The sequence below is a fragment of the Variovorax sp. PvP013 genome (assembly GCF_050435945.1).
Lineage (GTDB): Bacteria > Pseudomonadota > Gammaproteobacteria > Burkholderiales > Burkholderiaceae_C > Variovorax.
The window spans coordinates 101,959-121,991 of sequence record NZ_JBNDLF010000005.1; the positions used below are offsets into that span (position 1 = coordinate 101,959).

Consider the following 20,033-nt stretch of genomic DNA (forward strand, 5'->3'; position numbering starts at 1 on the left):
CGGCCGCCTGGCTCGTCCCCACGCGGCATGAGCTTGTGCGAATCGGTTCGTTGGGCCACACCACCCGACCCGCTACAGTCGCGCCTCTTTTTCCATCGATTCCGTTCGCTCTCCACCATGCCGATCTCCGCTCCCCGCCGCGCCGCCCTCGCCGCCGCCCTGTCCCTCACCGCCGCCCTCCTCGCTCCCGGCGCCGCCCACGCCCAGGACAAGAAGTCCGTCAAGGTCGGCATCGTCGTCGGCAGCCAGGAGGAGATCTTCAAGGTCGTCAAGCAGGTGGCGGCGCGCGACGGCCTGACCATCGACATCACCGTCTTCAACGACTACCAGCTGCCCAACGCCGCCGTGGCCGCCGGCGACCTCGACGCCAACGCCTTCCAGCACCAGCCCTTCCTGGACAACCAGAACAAGGCGCGCGGCTTCGACATCGTCCCCGCCGGCCTGACCTTCACCGCGCCGATGGGCTACTACTCGCGCAAGCTCAAGTCGATCGCCGACCTGCCCGACGGCGCCACGGTCGGCGTGCAGAACGACCCGTCCAACGGCAACCGCGCCCTGCTGCTGCTGCAGTCGGCCGGGTTCGTCACGCTCAAGCCCGAGGCGGTGAAGAACAACACCGCCACGCCGCTGGACGTGGTGGGCAATCCGAAGAAGCTGAAGCTGGTGCCGCTCGACGCCGCGCAACTGCCGCGCTCCCTCGACGACCTGACCATCGCGGCCATCAACAACGACTTCGCCGAGAAGGCCGGCCTCTCGCTGGCCAAGGACGCCGTCATCAAGGAATCGCCCAAGGGCCCGTACGCCAACATCATCGCGGTGCGGCGCGCCGACAAGGACAAGCCCTGGGCGCAGCAGCTCGTGAAGGCCTACCAGTCGCCGGAGGTGAAGGCCTTCATCGAGACGAAGTTCAAGGGCGCGCTCGTTCCGGCGTTCTGAGCGATGGGTGCGTGAGGCCCGGTCGGCCGGCTCACCGGACGCCGCGCGGCGTCCACCCCAGCCGGGCCTCGATGCCCTGGCGATACGCCGTGTCCAGCGACGGCGGCACCTGCCGGATGTAATCCTCCGCGTGCGCGCGCTCCTCGCCCCGCAGGCCGTCGAGGTAGCCGATGGCCTCGTCGAGGGTCGGCGTGCGGCCCTCCTCGTCGGCATGACGCGGCGGCAGCGCGGTCCAGACGACGGCGTCGACCCCGGACTGCCGTTTCAGCCAGTCCTCGATCTGCCGGGCGCAGGGATGGGACACGGCATCGACCGCGGGCAGGCTGCCGACCCATTCCCGATGCGCCGGGTCGATCGCCTCGCGCAACCGCAGCGACTCGCGCGCGACGGCCAGGTCCTCGTCCTGCAGCAATGCCCACCACGTCTTCTGCGGGGCCGCGCCTTCCAGGATCGCGGTCGAGAGCTCGCCCTTGTCGCCCTCGCGGGCGAACTCGATCGGCAGCAGCGGGCCGTCGTCCTTCCAGCCCGAGGCCAGGCGCAGCGGACCGGTCTTCCAGAGCAGCGAGCCCCAGGCCAGGCAGGCAATCCTCATCGGGTGTCGCCCTTCGATTTCAGGTGCCGCTCGACGTCGGCGACGCGGTCGCCCACCGCCGTCACGGCGTCGATGATCTCGTCCTCGCCGACGCCGAGCTTCTCCGCCCATTCGGTGACGGAGGCGCTGGTGTGGGGGTCGATGCGGTGTTCGGGGTCGATGATGGTGCCGGGGGCGGAGTCGAGATCGGGCATGGTGGATTCGCGGTGGAGGCCGTGGGAGGCCGTGGAAAAAGAATGAGCCTTCACGCTATCGCCTCCCCCACGCGCCGCCTGTAGGTGCAGGCGCGATGCGGCGGGCGGACACATCCCGGCGGGTCGGGCCGGCGGGAGGCGGAGACCGGCGGGAACGGCCGGACGACCCCGACACGCACCGCCATGGCAGGATGGCGGCCACTGCGTCCCGACGACTCTTTCCGCCTCTTCTTTTCCGATGAACGATCTTCTCCAGGCCCGTGTCGCCGCCAGCTTCGCCACCCAGGGATTGATGGCAACCCTCGGCGCCCGGCTCGTCCTCGTGGCGGACGGCGAGGTCCACATCGAACTGCCGTTCTCCTCCCACCTGACCCAGCAGCACGGCTACCTCCACGCCGGCGTCACCGCCGCCATCGCCGACAACGCCTGCGGCTACGCCGCCCTGACCCGCGCGCCCGAGGGCTTCGAGGTCGTCACGGCGGAATTCAAGCTCAACCTGCTGCGCCCGGCCGTGGGGCGGCGCTTCCTGGCCGTGGGCCGGGTCGTCAACGCCGGTCGGCTGCTGACGGTCTGCACGGGCGAGGTCCGGGCCTTCGCGGACGACGACGGCGACGCCTTCAAGGTCGTCGCGCTGATGCAGGCGACGATCGTCAATGTGGGCACGGCGGCGGCGGCGGAGTCCATGCGGGCATGACGCCCGGCGGCGTCCACGCCACAAGACTGGAAGGCCGGACGGCCGGCGGCATACTGGGACGATGCCCGATCCCTCCGCTTCACCACCCGTGCGCCAGCGCACATCGCGCTGGACACGTTGGCCGCTGAGGTTCCTGGGCGTGATCGCCTTGCTGATGCTGGGCCCGATCGGCGTGCTGGCCTTCGGCGACCTGGATCTCGACACGCCCTGGTACCGGACGAGTCAGGAAAGCACCGGGCAGGCGCCCGACCCGGCCGTCGATCGCGGCGCGGTGGTGCAGGTCTATGGCGCCCGGATCGTGCGATGGCGCGGTGCCTTCGGCATCCATCCCTGGATCGCGGTGAAGCGCGCCGGCGCGGACCACTACACCACCTACCACATCGTCGGCTGGCGAGCCCGCCGGGGCGGCGACGCCCTGGTCACCGACGAAGTCGAAGCGCCCGACATGCTCTGGTACGGCGCCTATCCGCAGTTGCTCGCGGACCACCGGGGCGCGGAGGCGGAAGCCATGATCGAGCAGATCGAAGCGGCCGTGGCGGCCTATCCCTGGCGCGAGTCCTACCGCCTCTGGCCCGGCCCCAACAGCAACACCTTCGTGGCCTGGGTCGCCCGGCACGTGCCCGCGCTGCGACTGGACCTGCCCCCCACGGCGATCGGCAAGGACTACCTGGGCGCGACCACCTTCATCGACCACGCGCCCAGCGGCACGGGCTGGCAGTTGTCGGTCCTGGGGTTGGCGGGGGTGACGGTGGCGCGGGACGAGGGGGTGGAGATGAATCTGCTGGGGCTGGGGTTCGGGGTGGATGTGGACGATCTGGCGTTGCGGGTGCCGGGATTCGGGCGGTTGCCCTGAGGCCGTTCGACGTGGAAGTCGTTCTGCAAGTGCTGGCACTCGGCTTGAACGAGACGGGTGGCTGAAGTCTGACGGAGAACGGCAGGCATGCAGGTGCTGCGCCAAATGTCCGTTCTTGCGACGCCGCTGCTTCTGCTTCGGGTGCAGACAAAAATGCCGCTGCCACAGAACTCACGATGGATGGACGTTCGTTCGCTCGGCTCGGGCGAGGATGCGTGCCTCCGTTGCGGGCGGACGAACATGTTGTGTTCGATCGAACTCGACCGCTAGTATCCGCAACGAATCCATCCCTTCGGGCCAAGAGCATGATCGAGCAGAAAAAGGCAATCGTGAGAGAGTTCCTGCACCGGGTCCTCTCCCTCGGCGACATCGATGCGACCGGCGACTACTTCCATGACGACATGGTGGAGGAGGTGCCCTTGCCAGGCCAGGGCCCTGGCCTCGATGGCCTCAAGGCAACGCTGCTCGGGCTGCGCACGGCGTTTCCCGACATGCGCTGGGAGGTGGAAGAGCAGATGGCAGAAGACGACCGAGTGTTGACGCGCTTCGTGTGGCACGGCACGCATCGAGGTGCCTTCCTGGGAATGCCTCCCACGCAGAAGTCGGTCAGCGTATCAGGCATGGTCATCGACCGCTTCGAAGGCATGAAGGTCAAATCCACTCGCATTCTGATGGACACGCTGAGTCTCATGCAGCAGCTCGGTGCGGTACCGGGCGGCCCGACTTCGTCGAGCGTGCATTCAACTTGACCGGGTGTCCAGCCCCGGCATCGGATGGATCGGATCGATCTTGAATCGCTCGGCCTCGGATGGCCACTGTTCCTTCCAAGTCTTGAGCCTGCGGGCGAAGTTGTAGGCATCGATGAAATTGTCCGGGCGCGCATTGCCGCGCTGGCGGGTCGGCGATGGGGCGATCCAATCGCTGCGTAGTTTGCAACTTGCGCCTTTGCGGTCTTGTTGGAAACAGGTTCGAAAGGTCCGCTTTTGGCGGATTGCTGACTTCCCAAAGTTGCTCACCCATGAAACGCCGTCGACCGCAACTCAATCACCCCTACTTCCATTCGTACAACCACCAGCCCAACAGACAAGCCCCGAAGACAACGCCCATCAACACCAGCGTGGCCACCGTCTCCGCCCGCCGAGGCGTCCACGCGAAGCACCGCCGCAGCACCTTGGCGATGGCCAGCGCCGGCAACTCCGTCAGCACATAGATCACCGCGTTCTCGATCGCCATGTCGGTCTCCTCTGCCCAAGGGTACGAGCAACGATCAGGTGGTGAAGTGCGAGAAAACAGCGCCTCGCTGCCCACTCACCCCACCCGATCGCGCAACAGGCCTTGCAGCCAGGCCCCCGCCCGCAATACACGCGCATCGTCGCCCATCGCCCCCACCACCTGCAAGCCGATCGGCAATCCGTTGGCGCCGGCGTCCAGCAGCGTGCGCATCCGGTCGCTCAGTCGCCCCGACCGGTAGGCGCGCTCCCAGGCCAGGCTGCGCGCGGCCTCGTGCTGCATGACGTCGATCTGCAACGCGGTCAGGGGCGCGAACCCGTGGGGCGACGCGACCTCGTGGCCCACGCGGCGCGCGACGCCTCACACAGCGCCCGCACGTCGTCGCCGACCACGTCCCAGTGCGGGCCCCTGAACAGGTGGAGGAATTCAGGCAGCCGCTCGAAGAAGTCGACGTCATCTTCACACCGACCGAGCCGATCACGGCCTGGAAGCGCGGCGCCACGCACGGGCGAGCGGATGGGCAGGACGAGACTTCGCCGCCCGGATCAGCACGGCGGCCGACAGGAGGATGACGCACATCAACGTCGCGACGGTGAGAAGACCCAGGGTCGCCACGGCGACCGACGCCTCGATGGCGAGCGGAGACGGCTTGACGGCGAACGAAACAGTCTGAAGCGATGAATCTGTCGCCATGGCAATGAGCTTCAGATAAGCCAGGGCGGCGTGACAGAACAGCATCCGATGCCAAGACCGACATTCAGCACTCGACCCCGACCGAACGCGACGTTCAGGCTCCGGCCTCGCCGGTCAGATCCCGCGTCTCACCTCGAGCGCGTTTCGTCTCAAGGTACGACGCCATCGCTTTCTCGTCGCTCGCGTCATAGGCGATGTCGTCCGCGCTGGTCGCGGCCAGCCCGTCCAGCCCCGGCAGCGCGCGAAGTTGCATCACCAGGTCATCGGTCTGGTCCCACTTCCGTACAAACTGCGCAAGGTAGGCGTCCAGCTGCTTGGCGCCGGGGTCCTTCAGCTCAGTTGTCAGGGCCGTCAGATAAGCCATCTTGCTCGTCGCCGGCCAATCGACCAGGATCCCGGCACGGCGGCAGAGCTCGGTGTGCACCAGCATCATGGTGCGGCCATTGCCGTCGAGGAACGGATGCGCCCATGCGAAGGCGCCCATGACCGCACCGGGTTGCCGGCGCATGGATGCCGCGCTATTGCCCATGTCCAAGCCCCACTGCATGGCTTTGCCGATGCGCTCGGCCTGCTCGAAATCGACGATGCCACCCTTGCTAACGTGGGTCGCGACGCCCAGCTCTCGACGATCTCGTCCGGCCCACGGATAGAACTCCTCGAAGAGGATCGCGTGAACGCGGCGAAAGTGCGCATGGGTGATCGGGCCGCGGATCGCGCGCAAGAAGCACAGCGCCTCTTCGAGATGGGCTTCGAAGAAGACCTTCTCCTGTGCCTTCACCAGATCCATGTCCTTCTCGTGCTCGATGTTCCGGAGATAACCGGCCGTGTCGAAGTCACCGAACGGATCGAACGGCATGTCTCTGCTCTCTCATGTGATTCGACATCAGGCGCGCGAGCTGGGGCCCGTCGATGACCGCCTTCTTCCGCAGGGTCGCGAGGAGTTTGCCGGTGGCGTCCAGCCGCTCGTCGTCGCCCGCCAGGCGCGTGACCGCTTCCGCAAAGTCGTCGAGCCGGGTTCGCTTGAAGACGACGCCATGAGCCGCCGCCAAGTTTGCGACGTACGTCGCCACATCCTTGACCGGGAGTTGGGCAACGTTCTCGGGAAGCTTGAATGCCGTGGGACGTCGCTGGCGTCGGCGGGTGGCCGGACCTGCGGAGGGGGTCGCCGGCGCCTTGTCGAGCTCGGCCTCGAACTTCGACCGCCCTTCACCGGCATCGACCCGCCGAACGATGGCGAAGCGCCCCGTCTTGCGGTGGATTTCATCGGCGATGACGTCGAGCGGTGCAGCGAGCTCCGCGCTGTCCTTGGAACCCCGGGCGGTCTTCGCATACACACCCGGCGCCAGGCGCACCATTCGGTGGTCCGCGATGAGGCGCTTGATCATTTCCGTGAGCTGGCTCCTGCTGCCAAGCTGGGCGAGTTCGCGACGCAGCACGACATGGTCGGCACGCTTGCTCAACGCCACCCGCAGTTTGCTCTCGAGTTTCATCTCGCCTCCGGATCCAGAACCGCCATTCGGCTCCACTTCGTTGATTTTAACTTTGGCGATTTATCCTTTTGAATCAATCGGTTGAGTCGGTTTGCGAGGCCGGTCTTCCGACCTGCTTCTTGATCTCAGGCGGCCTCGATCCGCCCGATGCCGGTCCCGGCCGCCACGTAGGCACCCTGCGCGGCCTGATGCGACAGCCGCCCGGCCCGGTGCGCCGTCACCTGCATCTCCATCTTCATCGCCTCCATCGTGGCGACGACCTCGCCCTCGGCCACGACGTCGCCGTCGGCCGCCTTCCACGCCTGCAGCGTCCCGGCGATCGGCGCCGCGACGGTCGCGGGGTCGACGGCGGCCTCGGCCTCGACCGATGCCTGGGCGGCACCGGCGCCTCCCGCCGCCGACAGCCCGCGCAGCAGTTCCGCCGGCAGCCCGATCGAGCGCCGTCGCCCGTCGATCTCGATCACCGTCCTGACCAGCGCCGCATCGGCCACCGGCTCGGCGCGCACGGCGGCGGCCAGCGTGTTAGCGAAGTCGGTCTCGATCCAGCGCGTGTGCACCGCGAAGTCACCCTCCGCCTCGCCCGTGAAGTCCGGGTGCGCCATCACCGCCCGGTGAAAGGAGAGCACCGACGCCACGCCCTCGATGCGGAACTCGCGCAGCGCACGCCGTGCCCGCGCGATGGCTTCCTGACGCGTGCGGCCCGTCACGATCAGCTTGGCCATCAGCGAGTCGAAGGTGCCCGGCACGGTCGAGCCCGCCACCACGCCAGTGTCGACGCGCACGCCGGGGCCCGAGGGCGCGTCGAACACGCGCACCCGTCCCGGCGCCGGCAGGAAACCGCGCCCCACGTCCTCGGCGTTGATGCGGAACTCGAAGGCGTGGCTGCGCGGCACGGGCGTCTGCGTGATCGACAGCGGCAGGCCGTCGGCCACGCGCAGTTGCTCGACCACCAGGTCGATGCCGGCGGTCTCCTCGGTCACCGGGTGCTCGACCTGCAGGCGCGTGTTGACCTCCAGGAACGAGATCGCGCCGGACGGGCTGAGCAGGAACTCCACCGTGCCGGCGCCGACATAGCCGGCGCGTTCGCAGATGTCGCGCGCGGCCTGGTGGATGCGCTCGCGCTGGGCGTCGGTCAGGAAGGGCGCGGGCGCCTCCTCCACCAGCTTCTGGTTGCGCCGCTGCAGCGAGCAGTCGCGCGTGCCCAGCACGACGACGTGGCCGTGCGCGTCGGCGACGACCTGGGCCTCGATGTGGCGCGGGCGATCGAGGAACTGCTCGACGAAGCACTCGCCGCGACCGAAGGCGGTGACGGCCTCGCGCACCGCCGACGCGTACAGGTCGGCCACCTCGTCCAGGCGCCAGGCCACCTTCAGCCCGCGCCCGCCGCCGCCGAAGGCCGCCTTGATGGCGATCGGCAGGCCGTGCTGCTCGGCGAAGGCGACGACCTCGTCGGCGTCGGCCACCGGGCCCGGCGTGCCGGCCACCAGCGGCGCGCCGACCTCCAGGGCGATCCGGCGCGCCTGCACCTTGTCGCCCAGCGCGTCGATGGCCGCCGGCGGCGGGCCGACCCAGGTCAGGCCGGCGTCGATGACGGCGCGCGCGAAACCGGCGTTCTCCGACAGGAAGCCGTAGCCCGGATGCACCGCGTCGGCACCGCAGCGCGCGGCGACGGCCAGCAGCTTCTCGATGTTCAGGTAGGTGTCGGCCGGGCGGTCGCCGTCGAGCCCGTGGGCCTCGTCGGCGACGCGCGCGTGCAGGGCGTCGATGTCGGCGTCGGCATAGACGGCGACCGAGCGCACGCCGTAGTCGGCGCAGGCGCGCGCGATGCGCACGGCGATCTCGCCGCGGTTGGCGATCAGGACTTTTTTCATCATGGCGAATCCGGGGAGGGGTCGAGGGATGCGTCGGAAAAGGATTCCGCGAAGGGGCGGACGGGGTTGAAGCGCACGCCGGCGCCGATCGGGATCTGGCCGGCGCGGTCGAGGTGGTGCGTCGCCACGCAGGCGATCACGGGATAGCCGCCGGTCAGCGGGTGGTCGGCCAGGAACAGCACGGGCTGGCCGCTCGGCGGCACCTGCAGCGCGCCCAGGGCCGTGCCCTCGCTCGGCAGCTCGCCGGTGACGGCGCGCGCGAGCGACGCCTCGCCGGCCAGCCGCAGGCCGACGCGGTTGGACTGCGGGCTCACGCGCCAGACCTGATTCGCCAGCAGCGCGACGGCCTCGGGCGTGAACCAGTCGGTGCGCGGGCCCATGACGACGTCGAGCACGACGACCTCGGCCGTCGAGGGCAGGTCGGCCGGCGGCTCCTCCGGCGCGCCGACGATGGCGCCGCGTTCGACCGCGCCGATGCGCAGCACGTCGCCCGTGGCGATGGCCGGCGGACCGACGCGGGCCAGCGTGTCGGTCGAGCGGCTGCCCAGCACCGCCGGGATGTCGAAGCCGCCGCGCACGGCCAGGTAGGACCGGAGGCCCGCGCGCGGTTCGCCCAGGCGCAGGCGGTCGCCGTCGGACAGCGCGATCGCCGTCCAGCCGGGCACGTCCGACGCGCGACCGTCGGCCGCCGTCAGCCGGACCGGGACGTCCGCGCCCGCGAACGCCACGACCGCGTCGCCCCGGCAGCGCAGCTCGAAGCCGCCGGCGGCGATCTCGACGCCGGCCGCGTCGCCCGGATTGCCGACCAGCCGGTTGGCCGCGCGCAGCGACGCCCGGTCCATCGCGCCGGAGGCCGACACGCCCTGCCCGGCCTGGCCGTGGCGGCCCGCGTCCTGGAACAGCGCCTGCACGCCGGTGGCCAGGACCTCCAGCGCCGGGCGGCCGGACACGGCGTCCGACGGCGCGGCCGGCGCGTCGGCACCGGCGGCTTCGGCAGGCGCCGTCGCGGTGGCGGACTCGCCCGTCGCAGGGGCCGCCGGGGAAGTCGATGGGGTTGCCGGGGCCGATGCCGCCGAGGAGGCCGTCGCCCCGTGCGCCGCGCCCGCGCCGGCCGCGGCCCGGTCGACGAAGCGCACGCGGAAGCCCGGCTGCAGCAGCGCGGGCACCGCGCGCCCCAGGTCCCACATCGGCACGGCGGTGATGCCGATGATCTGCCAGCCGCCGGGGCTCGCCTGCGGATAGACGCCGCTGAAGGCGCCGGCCAGCCCGACGGCGCCGGCCGGGATGCGGGTGCGCGGCGTCGTCCGGCGCGGCACGTTCAGGATCGCGTCGCCGCCGGTGAGGTAGGCGAAGCCCGGCGCGAAGCCGGTGAAGGCGACCGTGTACTCGCTGCCCGTGTGGCGGCGCACGACCTCCTCGCGCGCGATGCCCAGCATGCGCGCGACGTCGTCCAGGTCCTCGCCGTCGTAGTCGACCGGAATCTCGATCAGCGTCGCGTCGCGCTCGACCAACGCGTCCACACGGCGTCCGCCGATGCGCGCGACCAGCTCGGCCGGCGACACGCGCGACGGCCGGAAGCGGACCAGCAGCGTGCGCGCGGCCGGCACGATTTCCTCGACGCCGTCGATCGGCTCGGCGCGCAGCGACGCCAGCAGCGCCAGCGTCTGCGGCAGGTCGTCGAGCTCGACCAGCAGCGCGTCGAGGTTGACGGGAAGGAAGCGCATCACGCGGGCACCGCCATGGCGGCGCCGGTGCGGGCGCGGACCTCGGCGTCCGCCCCCGGCGCCGGGTCCACGAACGCGGCCACCTCGACGCCCGCGCGCGCCAGCAGCTCGCGCACGCGACGCGCCATCGCGACCGCGCCGGGGCTGTCGCCGTGGACGCAGATCGAGTCGGCCTCGATGCGCACGTCGCTGCCGTCGATGGCGGTGACGACGCCCTCGGTCGCCAGGCGCAGCATGCGCGCGGCCACGTCCTCGGCGTCGTGCAGCACGGCGCCCGGCTCGCGGCGCGACACCAGCGCGCCGTCGGCCCGGTAGGCGCGGTCGGCGAAGGCCTCGGCCACCACGCGCAGGCCGGCGGCGCGCGCCCGCGCCAGCAGCGGCGAGCCGGCCAGGCCGACCAGCACCAGGTCGGCGTCGACGGCGCGGAGGGCGGCGATCACGTCGTCGGCCTGGCGCGCGTCGTGCGCGATGGTGTTGTAGAGCGCGCCGTGCGGCTTGACGTAGCGCACCCGCGTGCCGGCCGCCCTGGCCAGGCCCTGGAGCGCGCCGATCTGGTAGATCACGTCGGCCACCAGGTCGGCGCTGGCGATGTCCATGGCACGACGGCCGAAGCCGGCGAGGTCGGGATAGCTCACGTGGGCACCGACGACGACGCCGCGCGCGGCGGCGCGCTCCAGGGTGCGCAGGATGCCGGCGGCGTCGCCGGCGTGGAAGCCGCAGGCCACGTTGGCGCTGCTCACGATGTCCAGCATGGCGGCGTCGTCGCCCATGCGCCAGGCGCCCAGGCTCTCGCCGAGGTCGCTGTTGAGGTCGATCTTCATCTTCATGGTCGGGGTGCTCCGGAAGGCGGGTTCGGTGGGGTCGACGGGGTCGTCAGTGCAGCTGGCCGCCGCCCTCGCGCAGGTCGGCCTCGACCGCGAGGGCGGTGCGCAGCAGCACGCGCAGCGCCTCGACCTGGGTCGGCAGCGCCATGCTCGGCTGGCCGGGGCGCTGCGCCGCCTGCTCGGGCAGCAGCGGCACGTGCACGAAGCCGCCGCGCGCGCCGGCCAGCGCCGGCACCGTCGCCAGCCGGTGCATCAGCGCGTAGAACACGTGGTTGCAGACGAAGGTGCCGGCCGTCTGCGAGACCGACGCCGGCACCCCGGCGTCGCGCAGGGCGTGGACGATCGCCTTGATGGGCAGCGTGGAGAAGTAGCCGACCGGCCCGCCCGGCACCACCGGCGCGTCGATCGGCCGGCCGCCGGCGTTGTCGGGGATGCGCGCGTCGTCGACGTTGATCGCCACGCGCTCGGGCGTCCAGTCGGCGCGCCCGCCCGCCAGCCCCAGGCCGACGACCAAGGTCGGGCGGACCTCGGCCAGGGCGCGGTCGAGCCGCTCGATGGCGCGGCCGAACACGCACGGCAGCTGCACCGCGTGCATCTCGGCACCGTCGACGACCGCGCCGTGCAGCGCCCGGGCCACCTCCCACGAGGGGTTGAGGATGTCCTGCTCGAAGGGCTCGAAGCCGGTGACCAGCACGCGGCGCGGGGACGAAAAAGGCTTGCTCGTCATGACCTTCCTTTCAATCGAAGTGCGCGAAGACGGGGGGTGTGCTTCATGCCCGGAACATGAGGAAGTTCAAGAGAAAGACATTGCAGAGGAGCAGCGTCAACGCCGTCGGGATCTGCGCCCGGATCACGGCGTTCTTGTCCGGCAGCTCCAGCAGCGCGGCGGGCACGATGTTGAAGTTGGCCGCCATCGGCGTGAGCAGCGTGCCGCAGTAGCCCGAGAGCATGCCGATCGCCGCCATCACCGCCGGGTCGCCGTGGTAGACGCCCACCAGCACCGGCACGCCGACGCCGCCCGTCATCACCGGGAAGGCCGCGAAGCCGTTGCCCATGACGACGGTGAACAGCGCCATGCCGATCACGTAGACCGCGACGGCGAAGAAGCGCACGTCCATGTTGATGTAGCTGGTGGTGATGTGCGCCACCGCCTTGCCCACGCCGGCGTCGGAGAACACCAGCCCCAGCATGCCCAGCATCTGCGGCAGCACCAGCGCCCAGCCCAGCGCGTCGGTCAGCCGGCGCGATTCGCGGATGCCCTGCACCGGGGTCTCGTGCGTCAGCCTGCAGGCCAGCGCGAGCGCCACCACGCAGCCGATGCCCAGGCTCACCAGCGTGGTGTTGCGCGGATCGAGCAAGGGCGTGCCGCCGAAGACCAGGTACTTGGCCGTCAGCGTGCCGACCATGGTCACCACCGGAATCGCCAGCGCCGGGATGAACAGCCGGTTGCCCAGTCGCTTCGCGCTGTCGAGGTACTGCTGCGGCGTGCGCGCGAGATGCCGGCCGACGCCCACGCCGCCGAAGGCCGCGATCAGCGCCATCACGATCACGCCGACGCCGACCCACACCGGCGGCACGAGGTCGCCGACGAGGAACACCAGCGAATACAGGCCCCAGAAGAAGGCGCTGGAATAGCGCCGCGTGTGCTGGCGGTCGGCCAGCGTCATGACGGCGGTGATCGCCAGGATCGCGCCGACGAGGTAGTAAAGGTGGACGATGGACAGCGTCATGTCAGGCTCCCTTGGCCACGGTGGCGGTAGCGGTGGCGTCGATGGGAGCGGCCTCCACGTTCAAGGTCGCCGGCCCGCCCTCCTGCAGCTCGCGCGCCAGCGAGCGGTCGAGACGCCACAGCCGGAAGGCGTGGATGGCGAAGGCGCAGACCGCCGTCGGGATGCCCCACAGCGCGACGTGGATCGGTTCGATGTCGATGCCGGCCTCGCGCAGGAAGGTGGTCATCAGCACGATGGCGCCGAAGGCCACGAAGATGTCCTCGCCGAAGAACAGGCCGACGTTGTCGGTCGCGGCGGCGAAGGCGCGCAGCTTGTGGCGGACCTTGTCGGTGAGGCGGCCGTACTTCGCCTCGGCGGCACCCTCGGCCATCGGCGCGAGCAGCGGCCGCACCATCTGCGGATGGCCGCCCAGGCTGGTCAGGCCGATGGCCGCCGTCAGCTGGCGCGCGCCCAGGTAGACGATCAGCAGCCGGCCGACCGTGGCCGAGCGGATGCCGCCGATCCAGCGCTGCGCGTGCTGGCGCAGCCCATGGCGCTCCAGCAGGCCGATGACCGCCAGCGGCAGCAGGATGATCAACGGCAGGTTGCGCGTCTTGACGAAGCCGGTGCCGATGGCCGCGAGGACCCGCTCCGCCGGGAAGTTGGCCGCGAAGGCGGTGACGACGGCCGTGACGATCACGACCAGCATCGGATTGAAGCGCAGCACGAAGCCCGCGACGATGACGGCGACCCCGATCAGGGGCCAGAGGTTGATGGCGGTGGACACGAAGGGCACTCCGGGTTGAATTCCTGAATGACTCAACCAAAAAGATGGATTGGTGAATCAGCGTGGATGGATTGTTGAACAATCCAGTGTCGATGTGCCTGCAATTCGCATGCCAGTTCCTAGGTGCAAACCCGCACCACGACGGGTCGTTTCGGGCCCGCCGGCGGCGGTCTGCTACAACCCCTGCGCCTTCCCGTCCACCTCGATCCTCTCGATCCGCCACCGCATGAGCCTGCCCGCGTCCCCTCCCCCCGTACCCCAGACGCTGGCCGAGCGCACGGCCGAGCAGCTGCGCCAGAAGATCACGCGGGGCGAGTTCGCGCCGGGCCAGCGGCTGTCGGAGCAGGCCCTGAGCGACAGCCTGGGCATCTCGCGCAACACCCTGCGCGAGGTGTTCCGCATGCTGATCAAGGAGGGGTTGGTCCGGCATTCGCTCAACCGCGGGGTCTTCGTCACGATCCCCGACATCGCGGCCATCATCGACATCTACCGCGTGCGCCGGCTCATCGAGTGCCAGGCGCTGGCGAAGGCCTACCGCTGCCATCCGGCGCAGAAGAAGATGCGCACCCAGGTCGACGACGCCCTGCGCTGCCGCGCGGCGGGCGACTGGCTGGGCGTCGGCACGGCCAACATGGCGTTCCACATGGCCATCGTCGAGCTGGCCGACAGCGAGCGGCTGAACCACCTGTTCGCCTCCGTGCTGGCGGAGTTGCGGCTGGCCTTCGGCCTGCTGCGCGATCCGGAGCTGCTGCACGCGCCCTACGTCGACATGAACGCGACCCTGCTCGCCCTGGTCGAGGCGGGCGACTTCGCCAAGGCGGCGGCCGCGCTCGACGACTACCTGGTCCAGTCCGAACGCATCGTGCTGGCCGTCTACGGCCGCCACATCGAGGGCGAGGCGCAGAAGGGCTGACCGGCGCGGGTCCGGCGGCCCGCGTCAGGCCGGCCGGGGGAACAGCCGCGCGATGCCGCTGCGCAGGTGGTCGGTCATCGCCTCCCGCGCCGCGTCGGCGTCGCGCGCGGCGATGGCCTCGTCGATGCGCAGGTGCTCGGCGCGCACGTCGCGCCCCCGGTGCAGCATCGGCTGCGGCGAGAGTTCGCGCACCCAGCGGATCGCCAGGCGGGTCTGCTCGGTGAGCGCGGCGATGGTCACGATCAGGTAGCGGTTCTCGCTCGCCCGCGCGATGGCGGCGTGGAAGGCGATGTCCTCCTCGATGCCCGGCTGGCCGCGCTGCGTCGCCACCTCCATCGCCTTGCGCCGCGCCGTGACGGCCGCGCGCAGGCGGCTCTCGCGCGAGCGGGCGGCCAGCGCGGCGCTCTCGCCCTCGAGCAGGCAGCGGAACTCCAGGAAGCCGCGCACGTCGGGGATGCCCTGGATCGGGCCGTAGTCGATGCGCGTGATCTGCGGCTCCTCGCCGACGAAATGGCCGGCGCCGTGGGCCGCCGTCACGCGCCCCTCGGAACGCAGCCGCGCCATCGCCTGGCGCACCACCGGCCGCGACACCGCGAAGCGCGCCGCCAGGGCGTGCTCGCCGGGCAGGCGATCGCCGGTGGCGAGCCGCCCGTCCTTGATCAGCAGCAGGACCTGTTCGTAGACCGTGTCGGTCAGGGACGTCGTGGACATGGGATGGGAGGCACGCAGGAAAGTTGTCTCCGGACTATAGCGAGTTGTCAGACAAATCCGTTTCGGAATTGACATGTTCCGGCACGTCGGCCGACCATGCGCCACCATGAAGACGATCCTGTACGCGGCCTGGGCCGCCTGCGCCGCACTGTCCTCCGCCAGCCCTCACGCCCAGACCGCCTGGCCCGAACGCGCCGTGACGGTCGTCGTGCCCTTCCCCGCCGGCGGCGCCACCGACGCCGCGGCGCGCGCGATGGCGACGCAGATGCAGACCGCCCTCGGGCAGTCCTTCGTCGTCGACAACCGCCCGGGCGCGACCGGCACGCTGGGCGCCGGCGCGGTCAAGCGCGCGGCGCCCGACGGCTACACGCTGATGGTCGCCTCGCTGGCGCCCTACGTCATCGCGCCGCACCTGATGAAGTCGGTGCCCTACGACGCGCGGAAGGATTTCGACTACCTCAGCGTGCTGGTGCAGGCGCCCAACGTGCTCGTCGCCGCGCCGGACAAGAAGGCACGCACCGTGGCCGACGTGCTGGCCGAGCTGCGCGCCGACCCGGGCCGGGTCAGCTTCGCCAGCTCGGGCAACGGCGCGTCCGACCACCTCTCGGCCGAACTCTTCTGGCAGCAGACGCGCACCTCCGGCCTGCACGTGCCCTACAAGGGCGGCGCTCCGGCGATCAACGACCTGCTGGGCAACCAGGTCGACTACTCGTTCCAGAACGTCAACGCCGTGCTGCCGCAGATCCGCGCCGGCAAGCTGCACGCCATCGCGGTGACCGGCGCCCGGCGCTCGTCCGTGCTGCCGGACACGCCGACCCTGGCCGAGGCCGGCGTGAAGGACGCCGAGGTCTATTCGTGGCAGGGCCTCGCCGCGCCGCGCGGCCTGCCACCGGCCGTGCGCGAGAAGGCCGCAGCGGCCGCCGCCGCCGCCCTGCGCGAGCCGCAGGTGGCGCGGCGCCTGACCGAGCAGGGCCTGGAGATCGTCGCCGGCACGCCGGCCGAGTTCACGGCGCTGCAGGCGCGCGAGTTCGCGCGCTGGAAGACGCTGATCGAGACCCGCGGGATCTCCGCCGACTGATCCGCCGACGGCTCCATCGGCCCTTCCTGCGTTCGCCAACCATCTCCCGGAGTCGCCTCCCATGTCCCTCGTCCGCGCCCTGCGCACCTACCGCCTGCCCGAACGGCCCAGCCTGATCTGGCTGGAGATCGACACCGACGACGGCCTGGTCGGCCTGGGCGAGACCTTCCGCGGCGCCGCCTCGGTCGAGACCTGCCTGCACGAGGAACTCGCGCCCTGGCTGCTCGGCCGCGACGCCCGCCACATCGAGGGCATCTCGCGCCACCTGCTGACGCCCTACGTGGGCTACCACGGCTCGGGCACCGAGGTGCGCTCGGCCAGCGCGGTCGACATCGCGCTGTGGGACCTGGCCGGCCAGCGTCAGGGCGTGCCGGTCTACCAGGCGCTCGGCGGCGGCGCGCGGCCGGCCGTGCCGGTCTACAACACCTGCGCGGGCTACGCCTTCAACACCAGCGGCCAGCGGCGCGACATCGGCGCGGCCGACCGTTCCGCCGGGCCCTACGACGACCAGGTCGCCTTCATGCGCGACGCCGGGGCGCTGGCCGAGAGCCTGCTGGCCGAGGGCTACAAGGCGATGAAGATCTGGCCCTTCGACATCCACGCGCCGGCCAGCCAGGGCCACCTCATCACGCTGGCGCAGATCGAGCAGGGGCTGGAACCGTTCCGCCGCGTCCGCGAGGCGGTCGGCAACCGGATCGAGGTGATGTGCGAGCTGCACAGCCTGTTCGGCGGCCACTCGGCGCTGCGCATCTGCCAGGCGCTGGAGGACTACGACGTGTTCTGGGTCGAGGACCCGCTGTGCAAGATGGACGACGTCGCCGGCCTGGCCGACCTGCGCCGCCGCACCCGCGTGCCGATCTGCGGCAGCGAGACCCTGGGCGGCCTGCGGCCGTTTCGCGACCTGCTCGCCGGCGACGCGCTCGACGTCGTGATGCTGGACCTGGCCTGGTGCGGCGGCTTCACCGAGGGCCGAAAGATCGCCGCCCTGGCGCAGGCCTACAACCGCCCGCTGGCGCCGCACGACTGCACCGGCCCGATCACGCTGATGGCCGGCCTGCACATGGCCCTGCACGCCCCCACCGCCATCTACCAGGAGGTGGTGCGCGCCACCCTGGCGACCTGGTACCGCGACATCGTCACCGAGCTGCCGGTGATCGTGGACGGCATGGCGCAGCCGCCGGTCGCCGCCGGCCTGGGCGCGCGCCTGAAGGACGACTTCAAGCGGCAGCCGGGGCTGATCGTGCGCGAGAGCCGCTGACCCCCGGCCCCGCTCCACCCCCTCACCGGATTCGCTCCCGCCATGCAGATCAAGATCATCGGGCTCCACGCCCCCCATGCGCCGCGCCTGCGCGCGCTGCTCGGCCCCGCCCACGACGTGGAGGCGCTGGACGCCTTCCCGGCCGCGGGCGCGCTGCACGCCGACGTCGTCGTCGCCAACGCGCTGGGCGCCGGCGAGGCCGCCCGGCTGCGCTGCCGGCTGCTGCAGGTGCCCGGCGCCGGCTCGGAGCAGATCGCCCGCGACGCCCTGCCCGCCGGCACCCCGGTGTGCAACGTGCACGGCCACGAGGTGCCGATCGCCGAGTTCACGCTGCACGCGCTGCTGGAGCACGCGCTGCGCCCGTGGCAGTACCCGGCGCGGCTCGACGCCGAGGCCTGGGCGCGGTCCTATGCGGCGCGCGCCCCGCACGACGAGGTCCACGGCACGACGGTGGCCATCCTCGGCTTCGGCCACATCGGCCAGGAGATCGCCCGGCGCGCCCGCGCCTTCGGCATGCACGTGATCGCCGTCACGCGCGGCGGCCGGCCCGGTCCGCCGGATCTGGTGCACGAGCACGTCGCCGTGTCGGCGCTCGACGCGGTGCTGCCGCGCGCGCGGTCGCTGGTCGTGTGCTGCCCGCTCGACGAGGGCACGCGCGGCCTGATCGGCGAGCGCCAGCTCGGCCTGCTGCCGCCGGGCGCCCTGCTGGTGAACGTGGCGCGCGCCGAGGTGGTCGACGAACGGGCGCTCTACGAGGCCCTGAGCACGCGCCGCCTCGGCCGCGCCGTGCTCGACGTCTGGTACCGCTACCCGACGAAGGGCGGGGACCCGGTCGCGCCGTCGCGCTGGCCGCTGCACGAGCTGCCCAACGTGCGCGCCACGCCGCACGTCTCGGCCATCACGCCGGCGCTGCTGGAGCGGCGCTACGGCTTCATGGCCCGGAACATCGAACGGCTCCGGCAGGGGCAGCCGCTGGAGAACGTGATCTTCCGGGCGCCCTGAGCGCCGACGGCCGCCCCGACGGCGGCCTTTCCCACCGAGCCATCCACTGGAGACGACCATGCGAACTTCGAGCATCCGCACCACCCCGACCCGTTCCCCGCCCCGACGCCGCCTCATCGGGCTCGCCTCGGCCCTGCTGCTGGGAGGCGCCTCGTGGGGCGCGCAGGCGCAGCCGCAGGACGCCACGGCCTATCCCGCCAAGCCGATCCGCATCGTCGTGCCCAACCCGCCCGGCGGCACCTCCGACGTGCTGGCGCGGCTGCTGGCCAAGGAACTGGGCGAGAGCTTCAAGCAGACCGTGATCGTCGAGAACAAGGCCGGGGGCAACGGCCAGATCGGCGCCTCCTTCGTCGCCAAGTCGGCGCCCGACGGCTACAACCTGCTGATGCTGGACATGAGCGTGCTGACCATCGGCCCGAGCGTCATCCCGCAGCTCAACTACAACCCCGTGAAGGACCTGGCGCCGATCGCGATTCCCGCCTATTCGCCGCACCTGCTGGTGGTGCGCCAGGACCTGCCGGTCAAGACCATCGACGAACTCGCCGCCTACCAGAAGAAGAGCGGCAAGCCGGTGAGCTTCGGCACGCCGCTGGCGTCGATCAGCCAGCTCGCGGGCATCCTGCTGGCGCAGGACAAGGGCTTCGAGTTCAACGTCATCGGCTACAAGGGCGGCGCCCAGGCCCTGGCCGATCTCGCGGGCGGCCAGATCGACACCGCCATGGCCAGCGTGCTGGCGACCAATCCGCTGGTGCAGGGCGGCAAGATCCGGGCCATCGCCGTGACGAGCGCCAAGCCCTTCGCGGCGGCGCCGGGCGTGCCGACGGTGGCCTCGCAGATCCCGGATTTCGTGACCGGCTCATGGCAGGGGCTGCTGGCCACGGGCGGCACGCCGCCGGCGATCCTGGAGAAGCTGCAATCGGAGATCGCGCGCATCGTCGCGCGCCCGGACGTCGCCAGGCGGCTGCAGGAACTGGGCTCCGAGCCCTCGGACATGAACCGCCAGCAGATCGCGCAGTGGATGGTGGCCGAGACCGCGCGCTGGGCGAAGGTGGTCAAGGACAACAACGTCAAGGCAGAGTAGGAGCACACGCCCGGCGGAACGCGCGGCGTCGGGATGCGCGTCAGGGCGCGTCGTCGAGCCAGTGCCGGCGGGTCGTCGCCACGACGCGCGCGGCCTGGCGGCGGACGTCGATGCACGGCGGTGGCGGGCGGGGCTGTCCGGCGCCGACGGGAACGGTGGTGGGGACGGGCACCGTCGTCGTCGACACGGTCTCGGGCAAGGCGATGGCGCAGGCGTTCACGGTGTCTCCGGGCAGTGGTCGAGGCACACGATCTTAGCGACAAAGCTGTATGAAAAGACAGTATCATCGAGGCAATCGCATGTTCCGGTGAACCGTCGGACCCGGGTCCGTGGCTCGGTCCGACCGGCATGCGGGAATCCCCGTGTCCACGTCGCGCGCCCTCGGTCCCGAAG

25 protein-coding genes and 1 pseudogene are annotated in these 20,033 nt (G+C 71.1%); 10 read left to right on the forward strand and 16 right to left on the reverse strand.

All coding sequences use genetic code 11. The features are described 5' to 3' along the window. The first annotated feature begins 117 nt into the window (after positions 1–117). A complete protein-coding gene (locus ABID77_RS15350; protein WP_429597608.1) occupies positions 118–936 on the forward strand; it encodes a MetQ/NlpA family ABC transporter substrate-binding protein in 819 nt (272 codons plus the stop codon). 31 nt (positions 937–967) lie between these two features. Here ABID77_RS15350 and ABID77_RS15355 read toward each other — a convergent pair whose 3' ends face one another. Together ABID77_RS15355 and ABID77_RS15360 are read right to left on the reverse strand one after the other, a co-directional pair. Further along, a complete protein-coding gene (locus ABID77_RS15355; protein ID WP_429597611.1) occupies positions 968–1,528 on the reverse strand; it encodes a hypothetical protein in 561 nt (186 codons plus the stop codon). Continuing rightward, positions 1,525–1,722: a DUF3606 domain-containing protein gene (locus ABID77_RS15360; RefSeq protein ID WP_429597613.1), complete on the reverse strand. Its 198-nt coding sequence runs from the start codon at positions 1,720–1,722 to the stop codon at positions 1,525–1,527. The genes ABID77_RS15355 and ABID77_RS15360 overlap by 4 nt, the downstream gene beginning before the upstream one ends. 238 nt (positions 1,723–1,960) lie before the next feature. Here ABID77_RS15360 and ABID77_RS15365 point away from each other — a divergent pair, with 238 nt between their 5' ends. The 4 genes from ABID77_RS15365 to ABID77_RS15380 all read left to right on the forward strand — a co-directional run bounded on the left by ABID77_RS15365 (position 1,961) and on the right by ABID77_RS15380 (position 4,018). Next, entirely contained in the window at positions 1,961–2,416 is a 456-nt protein-coding gene (locus ABID77_RS15365; RefSeq protein WP_429597617.1) for a PaaI family thioesterase, read from the forward strand. A gap of 61 nt (positions 2,417–2,477) precedes the next feature. Next, on the forward strand, positions 2,478–3,269 hold the full coding sequence (locus ABID77_RS15370; protein ID WP_429597620.1) for a DUF3750 domain-containing protein: 792 nt from the start codon (positions 2,478–2,480) through the stop codon (positions 3,267–3,269). A gap of 87 nt (positions 3,270–3,356) precedes the next feature. Continuing rightward, complete coding sequence (locus ABID77_RS15375) at positions 3,357–3,539, forward strand: hypothetical protein (protein WP_429597623.1); 183 nt, start codon at positions 3,357–3,359, stop codon at positions 3,537–3,539. A gap of 35 nt (positions 3,540–3,574) precedes the next feature. Then, positions 3,575–4,018: an ester cyclase gene (locus ABID77_RS15380; protein ID WP_429597626.1), complete on the forward strand. Its 444-nt coding sequence runs from the start codon at positions 3,575–3,577 to the stop codon at positions 4,016–4,018. Here ABID77_RS15380 and ABID77_RS15385 read toward each other — a convergent pair. From ABID77_RS15385 to ABID77_RS15440, 12 genes and pseudogenes are all read right to left on the reverse strand, one after another. Next, a pseudogene (locus ABID77_RS15385) lies at positions 4,010–4,138 on the reverse strand (IS481 family transposase); the annotation flags it as partial. The gene ABID77_RS15380 and the pseudogene ABID77_RS15385 overlap by 9 nt on opposite strands. A gap of 181 nt (positions 4,139–4,319) precedes the next feature. Next, positions 4,320–4,502 carry a hypothetical protein gene (locus ABID77_RS15390; protein ID WP_429597630.1) on the reverse strand — a complete coding sequence of 61 codons (183 nt, stop codon included), beginning with the start codon at positions 4,500–4,502 and terminating at the stop codon, positions 4,320–4,322. Positions 4,503–4,577: 75 nt separating this feature from the next. Further along, positions 4,578–4,796: a hypothetical protein gene (locus tag ABID77_RS15395; protein WP_429597633.1), complete on the reverse strand. Its 219-nt coding sequence runs from the start codon at positions 4,794–4,796 to the stop codon at positions 4,578–4,580. Positions 4,797–4,976: 180 nt separating this feature from the next. After that, positions 4,977–5,237, reverse strand: coding sequence for a hypothetical protein (locus ABID77_RS15400; RefSeq protein WP_429597636.1), 261 nt, complete (start codon positions 5,235–5,237; stop codon positions 4,977–4,979). Positions 5,238–5,286: 49 nt separating this feature from the next. Next, the gene (locus ABID77_RS15405; protein ID WP_429597639.1) at positions 5,287–6,048 is read right to left on the reverse strand and encodes a Fic family protein; all 762 of its coding nucleotides are present in this window, start codon (positions 6,046–6,048) and stop codon (positions 5,287–5,289) included. After that, positions 6,026–6,682 carry a hypothetical protein gene (locus ABID77_RS15410; protein ID WP_429597642.1) on the reverse strand — a complete coding sequence of 219 codons (657 nt, stop codon included), beginning with the start codon at positions 6,680–6,682 and terminating at the stop codon, positions 6,026–6,028. Before ABID77_RS15410 ends, ABID77_RS15405 begins: the two co-directional genes overlap by 23 nt. 125 nt (positions 6,683–6,807) lie before the next feature. Continuing rightward, the gene (locus ABID77_RS15415; RefSeq protein WP_429597889.1) at positions 6,808–8,553 is read right to left on the reverse strand and encodes an acetyl/propionyl/methylcrotonyl-CoA carboxylase subunit alpha; all 1,746 of its coding nucleotides are present in this window, start codon (positions 8,551–8,553) and stop codon (positions 6,808–6,810) included. Further along, complete coding sequence (locus ABID77_RS15420) at positions 8,553–10,277, reverse strand: 5-oxoprolinase/urea amidolyase family protein (RefSeq protein WP_429597645.1); 1,725 nt, start codon at positions 10,275–10,277, stop codon at positions 8,553–8,555. Before ABID77_RS15420 ends, ABID77_RS15415 begins: the two co-directional genes overlap by 1 nt. Further along, on the reverse strand, positions 10,277–11,098 hold the full coding sequence (locus ABID77_RS15425; protein ID WP_429597891.1) for a LamB/YcsF family protein: 822 nt from the start codon (positions 11,096–11,098) through the stop codon (positions 10,277–10,279). Before ABID77_RS15425 ends, ABID77_RS15420 begins: the two co-directional genes overlap by 1 nt. A 52-nt stretch (positions 11,099–11,150) precedes the next feature. After that, positions 11,151–11,828 (reverse strand): pyroglutamyl-peptidase I, encoded by a 678-nt coding sequence (gene pcp / locus ABID77_RS15430; RefSeq protein WP_429597648.1) that lies wholly within the window; start codon positions 11,826–11,828, stop codon positions 11,151–11,153. Between the two features lie 43 nt (positions 11,829–11,871). Continuing rightward, on the reverse strand, positions 11,872–12,831 hold the full coding sequence (locus ABID77_RS15435; protein WP_429597651.1) for a DUF979 domain-containing protein: 960 nt from the start codon (positions 12,829–12,831) through the stop codon (positions 11,872–11,874). A 1-nt stretch (position 12,832) separates the two neighbouring features. Beyond that, the gene (locus ABID77_RS15440) at positions 12,833–13,597 is read right to left on the reverse strand and encodes a DUF969 domain-containing protein (RefSeq protein WP_429597654.1); all 765 of its coding nucleotides are present in this window, start codon (positions 13,595–13,597) and stop codon (positions 12,833–12,835) included. A 226-nt stretch (positions 13,598–13,823) separates the two neighbouring features. Between ABID77_RS15440 and ABID77_RS15445 the strand changes: the two genes are divergently transcribed. Beyond that, entirely contained in the window at positions 13,824–14,510 is a 687-nt protein-coding gene (locus ABID77_RS15445) for a GntR family transcriptional regulator (RefSeq protein WP_429597658.1), read from the forward strand. 24 nt (positions 14,511–14,534) lie between these two features. On the opposite strand, the gene ABID77_RS15450 is transcribed toward ABID77_RS15445, so the two are convergent. Then, positions 14,535–15,221: a FadR/GntR family transcriptional regulator gene (locus ABID77_RS15450; RefSeq protein WP_429597661.1), complete on the reverse strand. Its 687-nt coding sequence runs from the start codon at positions 15,219–15,221 to the stop codon at positions 14,535–14,537. A 106-nt stretch (positions 15,222–15,327) separates the two neighbouring features. On the opposite strand from ABID77_RS15450, the gene ABID77_RS15455 reads away from it, so the two are divergent. From ABID77_RS15455 to ABID77_RS15470, 4 genes are all read left to right on the forward strand, one after another. Beyond that, positions 15,328–16,299, forward strand: a complete 972-nt coding sequence (locus tag ABID77_RS15455) for a Bug family tripartite tricarboxylate transporter substrate binding protein (RefSeq protein WP_429597663.1) — start codon at positions 15,328–15,330, stop codon at positions 16,297–16,299. 61 nt (positions 16,300–16,360) lie between these two features. After that, positions 16,361–17,557, forward strand: coding sequence for a mandelate racemase/muconate lactonizing enzyme family protein (locus ABID77_RS15460; protein WP_429597665.1), 1,197 nt, complete (start codon positions 16,361–16,363; stop codon positions 17,555–17,557). Between the two features lie 42 nt (positions 17,558–17,599). Continuing rightward, the gene (locus ABID77_RS15465; protein ID WP_429597668.1) at positions 17,600–18,559 is read left to right on the forward strand and encodes a 2-hydroxyacid dehydrogenase; all 960 of its coding nucleotides are present in this window, start codon (positions 17,600–17,602) and stop codon (positions 18,557–18,559) included. 58 nt (positions 18,560–18,617) lie between these two features. Beyond that, positions 18,618–19,640, forward strand: a complete 1,023-nt coding sequence (locus ABID77_RS15470; protein ID WP_429597671.1) for a Bug family tripartite tricarboxylate transporter substrate binding protein — start codon at positions 18,618–18,620, stop codon at positions 19,638–19,640. Between the two features lie 40 nt (positions 19,641–19,680). Here ABID77_RS15470 and ABID77_RS15475 read toward each other — a convergent pair whose 3' ends face one another. Continuing rightward, complete coding sequence (locus ABID77_RS15475) at positions 19,681–19,860, reverse strand: hypothetical protein (protein ID WP_429597674.1); 180 nt, start codon at positions 19,858–19,860, stop codon at positions 19,681–19,683. Between the last annotated feature and the right edge of the window lie 173 nt (positions 19,861–20,033).

Bases quoted from the DNA above. Each gene is read 5' to 3' on its own strand.
- ABID77_RS15390 (WP_429597630.1), bottom strand. From the start codon at position 4,502: ATGGCGATCGAGAACGCGGTGATCTATGTGCTGACGGAGTTGCCGGCG.
- ABID77_RS15410 (WP_429597642.1), bottom strand. From the start codon at position 6,682: ATGAAACTCGAGAGCAAACTGCGGGTGGCGTTGAGCAAGCGTGCCGAC.
- ABID77_RS15445 (WP_429597658.1), top strand. From the start codon at position 13,824: ATGAGCCTGCCCGCGTCCCCTCCCCCCGTACCCCAGACGCTGGCCGAG.
- ABID77_RS15460 (WP_429597665.1), top strand. From the start codon at position 16,361: ATGTCCCTCGTCCGCGCCCTGCGCACCTACCGCCTGCCCGAACGGCCC.
- ABID77_RS15420 (WP_429597645.1), bottom strand. From the start codon at position 10,277: ATGCGCTTCCTTCCCGTCAACCTCGACGCGCTGCTGGTCGAGCTCGAC.
- ABID77_RS15455 (WP_429597663.1), top strand. From the start codon at position 15,328: ATGAAGACGATCCTGTACGCGGCCTGGGCCGCCTGCGCCGCACTGTCC.
- ABID77_RS15470 (WP_429597671.1), top strand. From the start codon at position 18,618: ATGCGAACTTCGAGCATCCGCACCACCCCGACCCGTTCCCCGCCCCGA.
- ABID77_RS15400 (WP_429597636.1), bottom strand. From the start codon at position 5,237: ATGCTGTTCTGTCACGCCGCCCTGGCTTATCTGAAGCTCATTGCCATG.
- ABID77_RS15365 (WP_429597617.1), top strand. From the start codon at position 1,961: ATGAACGATCTTCTCCAGGCCCGTGTCGCCGCCAGCTTCGCCACCCAG.
- ABID77_RS15425 (WP_429597891.1), bottom strand. From the start codon at position 11,098: ATGAAGATCGACCTCAACAGCGACCTCGGCGAGAGCCTGGGCGCCTGG.
- ABID77_RS15360 (WP_429597613.1), bottom strand. From the start codon at position 1,722: ATGCCCGATCTCGACTCCGCCCCCGGCACCATCATCGACCCCGAACAC.
- ABID77_RS15370 (WP_429597620.1), top strand. From the start codon at position 2,478: ATGCCCGATCCCTCCGCTTCACCACCCGTGCGCCAGCGCACATCGCGC.
- pcp (WP_429597648.1), bottom strand. From the start codon at position 11,828: ATGACGAGCAAGCCTTTTTCGTCCCCGCGCCGCGTGCTGGTCACCGGC.
- ABID77_RS15405 (WP_429597639.1), bottom strand. From the start codon at position 6,048: ATGCCGTTCGATCCGTTCGGTGACTTCGACACGGCCGGTTATCTCCGG.
- ABID77_RS15375 (WP_429597623.1), top strand. From the start codon at position 3,357: ATGCAGGTGCTGCGCCAAATGTCCGTTCTTGCGACGCCGCTGCTTCTG.
- ABID77_RS15415 (WP_429597889.1), bottom strand. From the start codon at position 8,553: ATGAAAAAAGTCCTGATCGCCAACCGCGGCGAGATCGCCGTGCGCATC.
- ABID77_RS15350 (WP_429597608.1), top strand. From the start codon at position 118: ATGCCGATCTCCGCTCCCCGCCGCGCCGCCCTCGCCGCCGCCCTGTCC.
- ABID77_RS15435 (WP_429597651.1), bottom strand. From the start codon at position 12,831: ATGACGCTGTCCATCGTCCACCTTTACTACCTCGTCGGCGCGATCCTG.
- ABID77_RS15450 (WP_429597661.1), bottom strand. From the start codon at position 15,221: ATGTCCACGACGTCCCTGACCGACACGGTCTACGAACAGGTCCTGCTG.
- ABID77_RS15355 (WP_429597611.1), bottom strand. From the start codon at position 1,528: ATGAGGATTGCCTGCCTGGCCTGGGGCTCGCTGCTCTGGAAGACCGGT.
- ABID77_RS15465 (WP_429597668.1), top strand. From the start codon at position 17,600: ATGCAGATCAAGATCATCGGGCTCCACGCCCCCCATGCGCCGCGCCTG.
- ABID77_RS15380 (WP_429597626.1), top strand. From the start codon at position 3,575: ATGATCGAGCAGAAAAAGGCAATCGTGAGAGAGTTCCTGCACCGGGTC.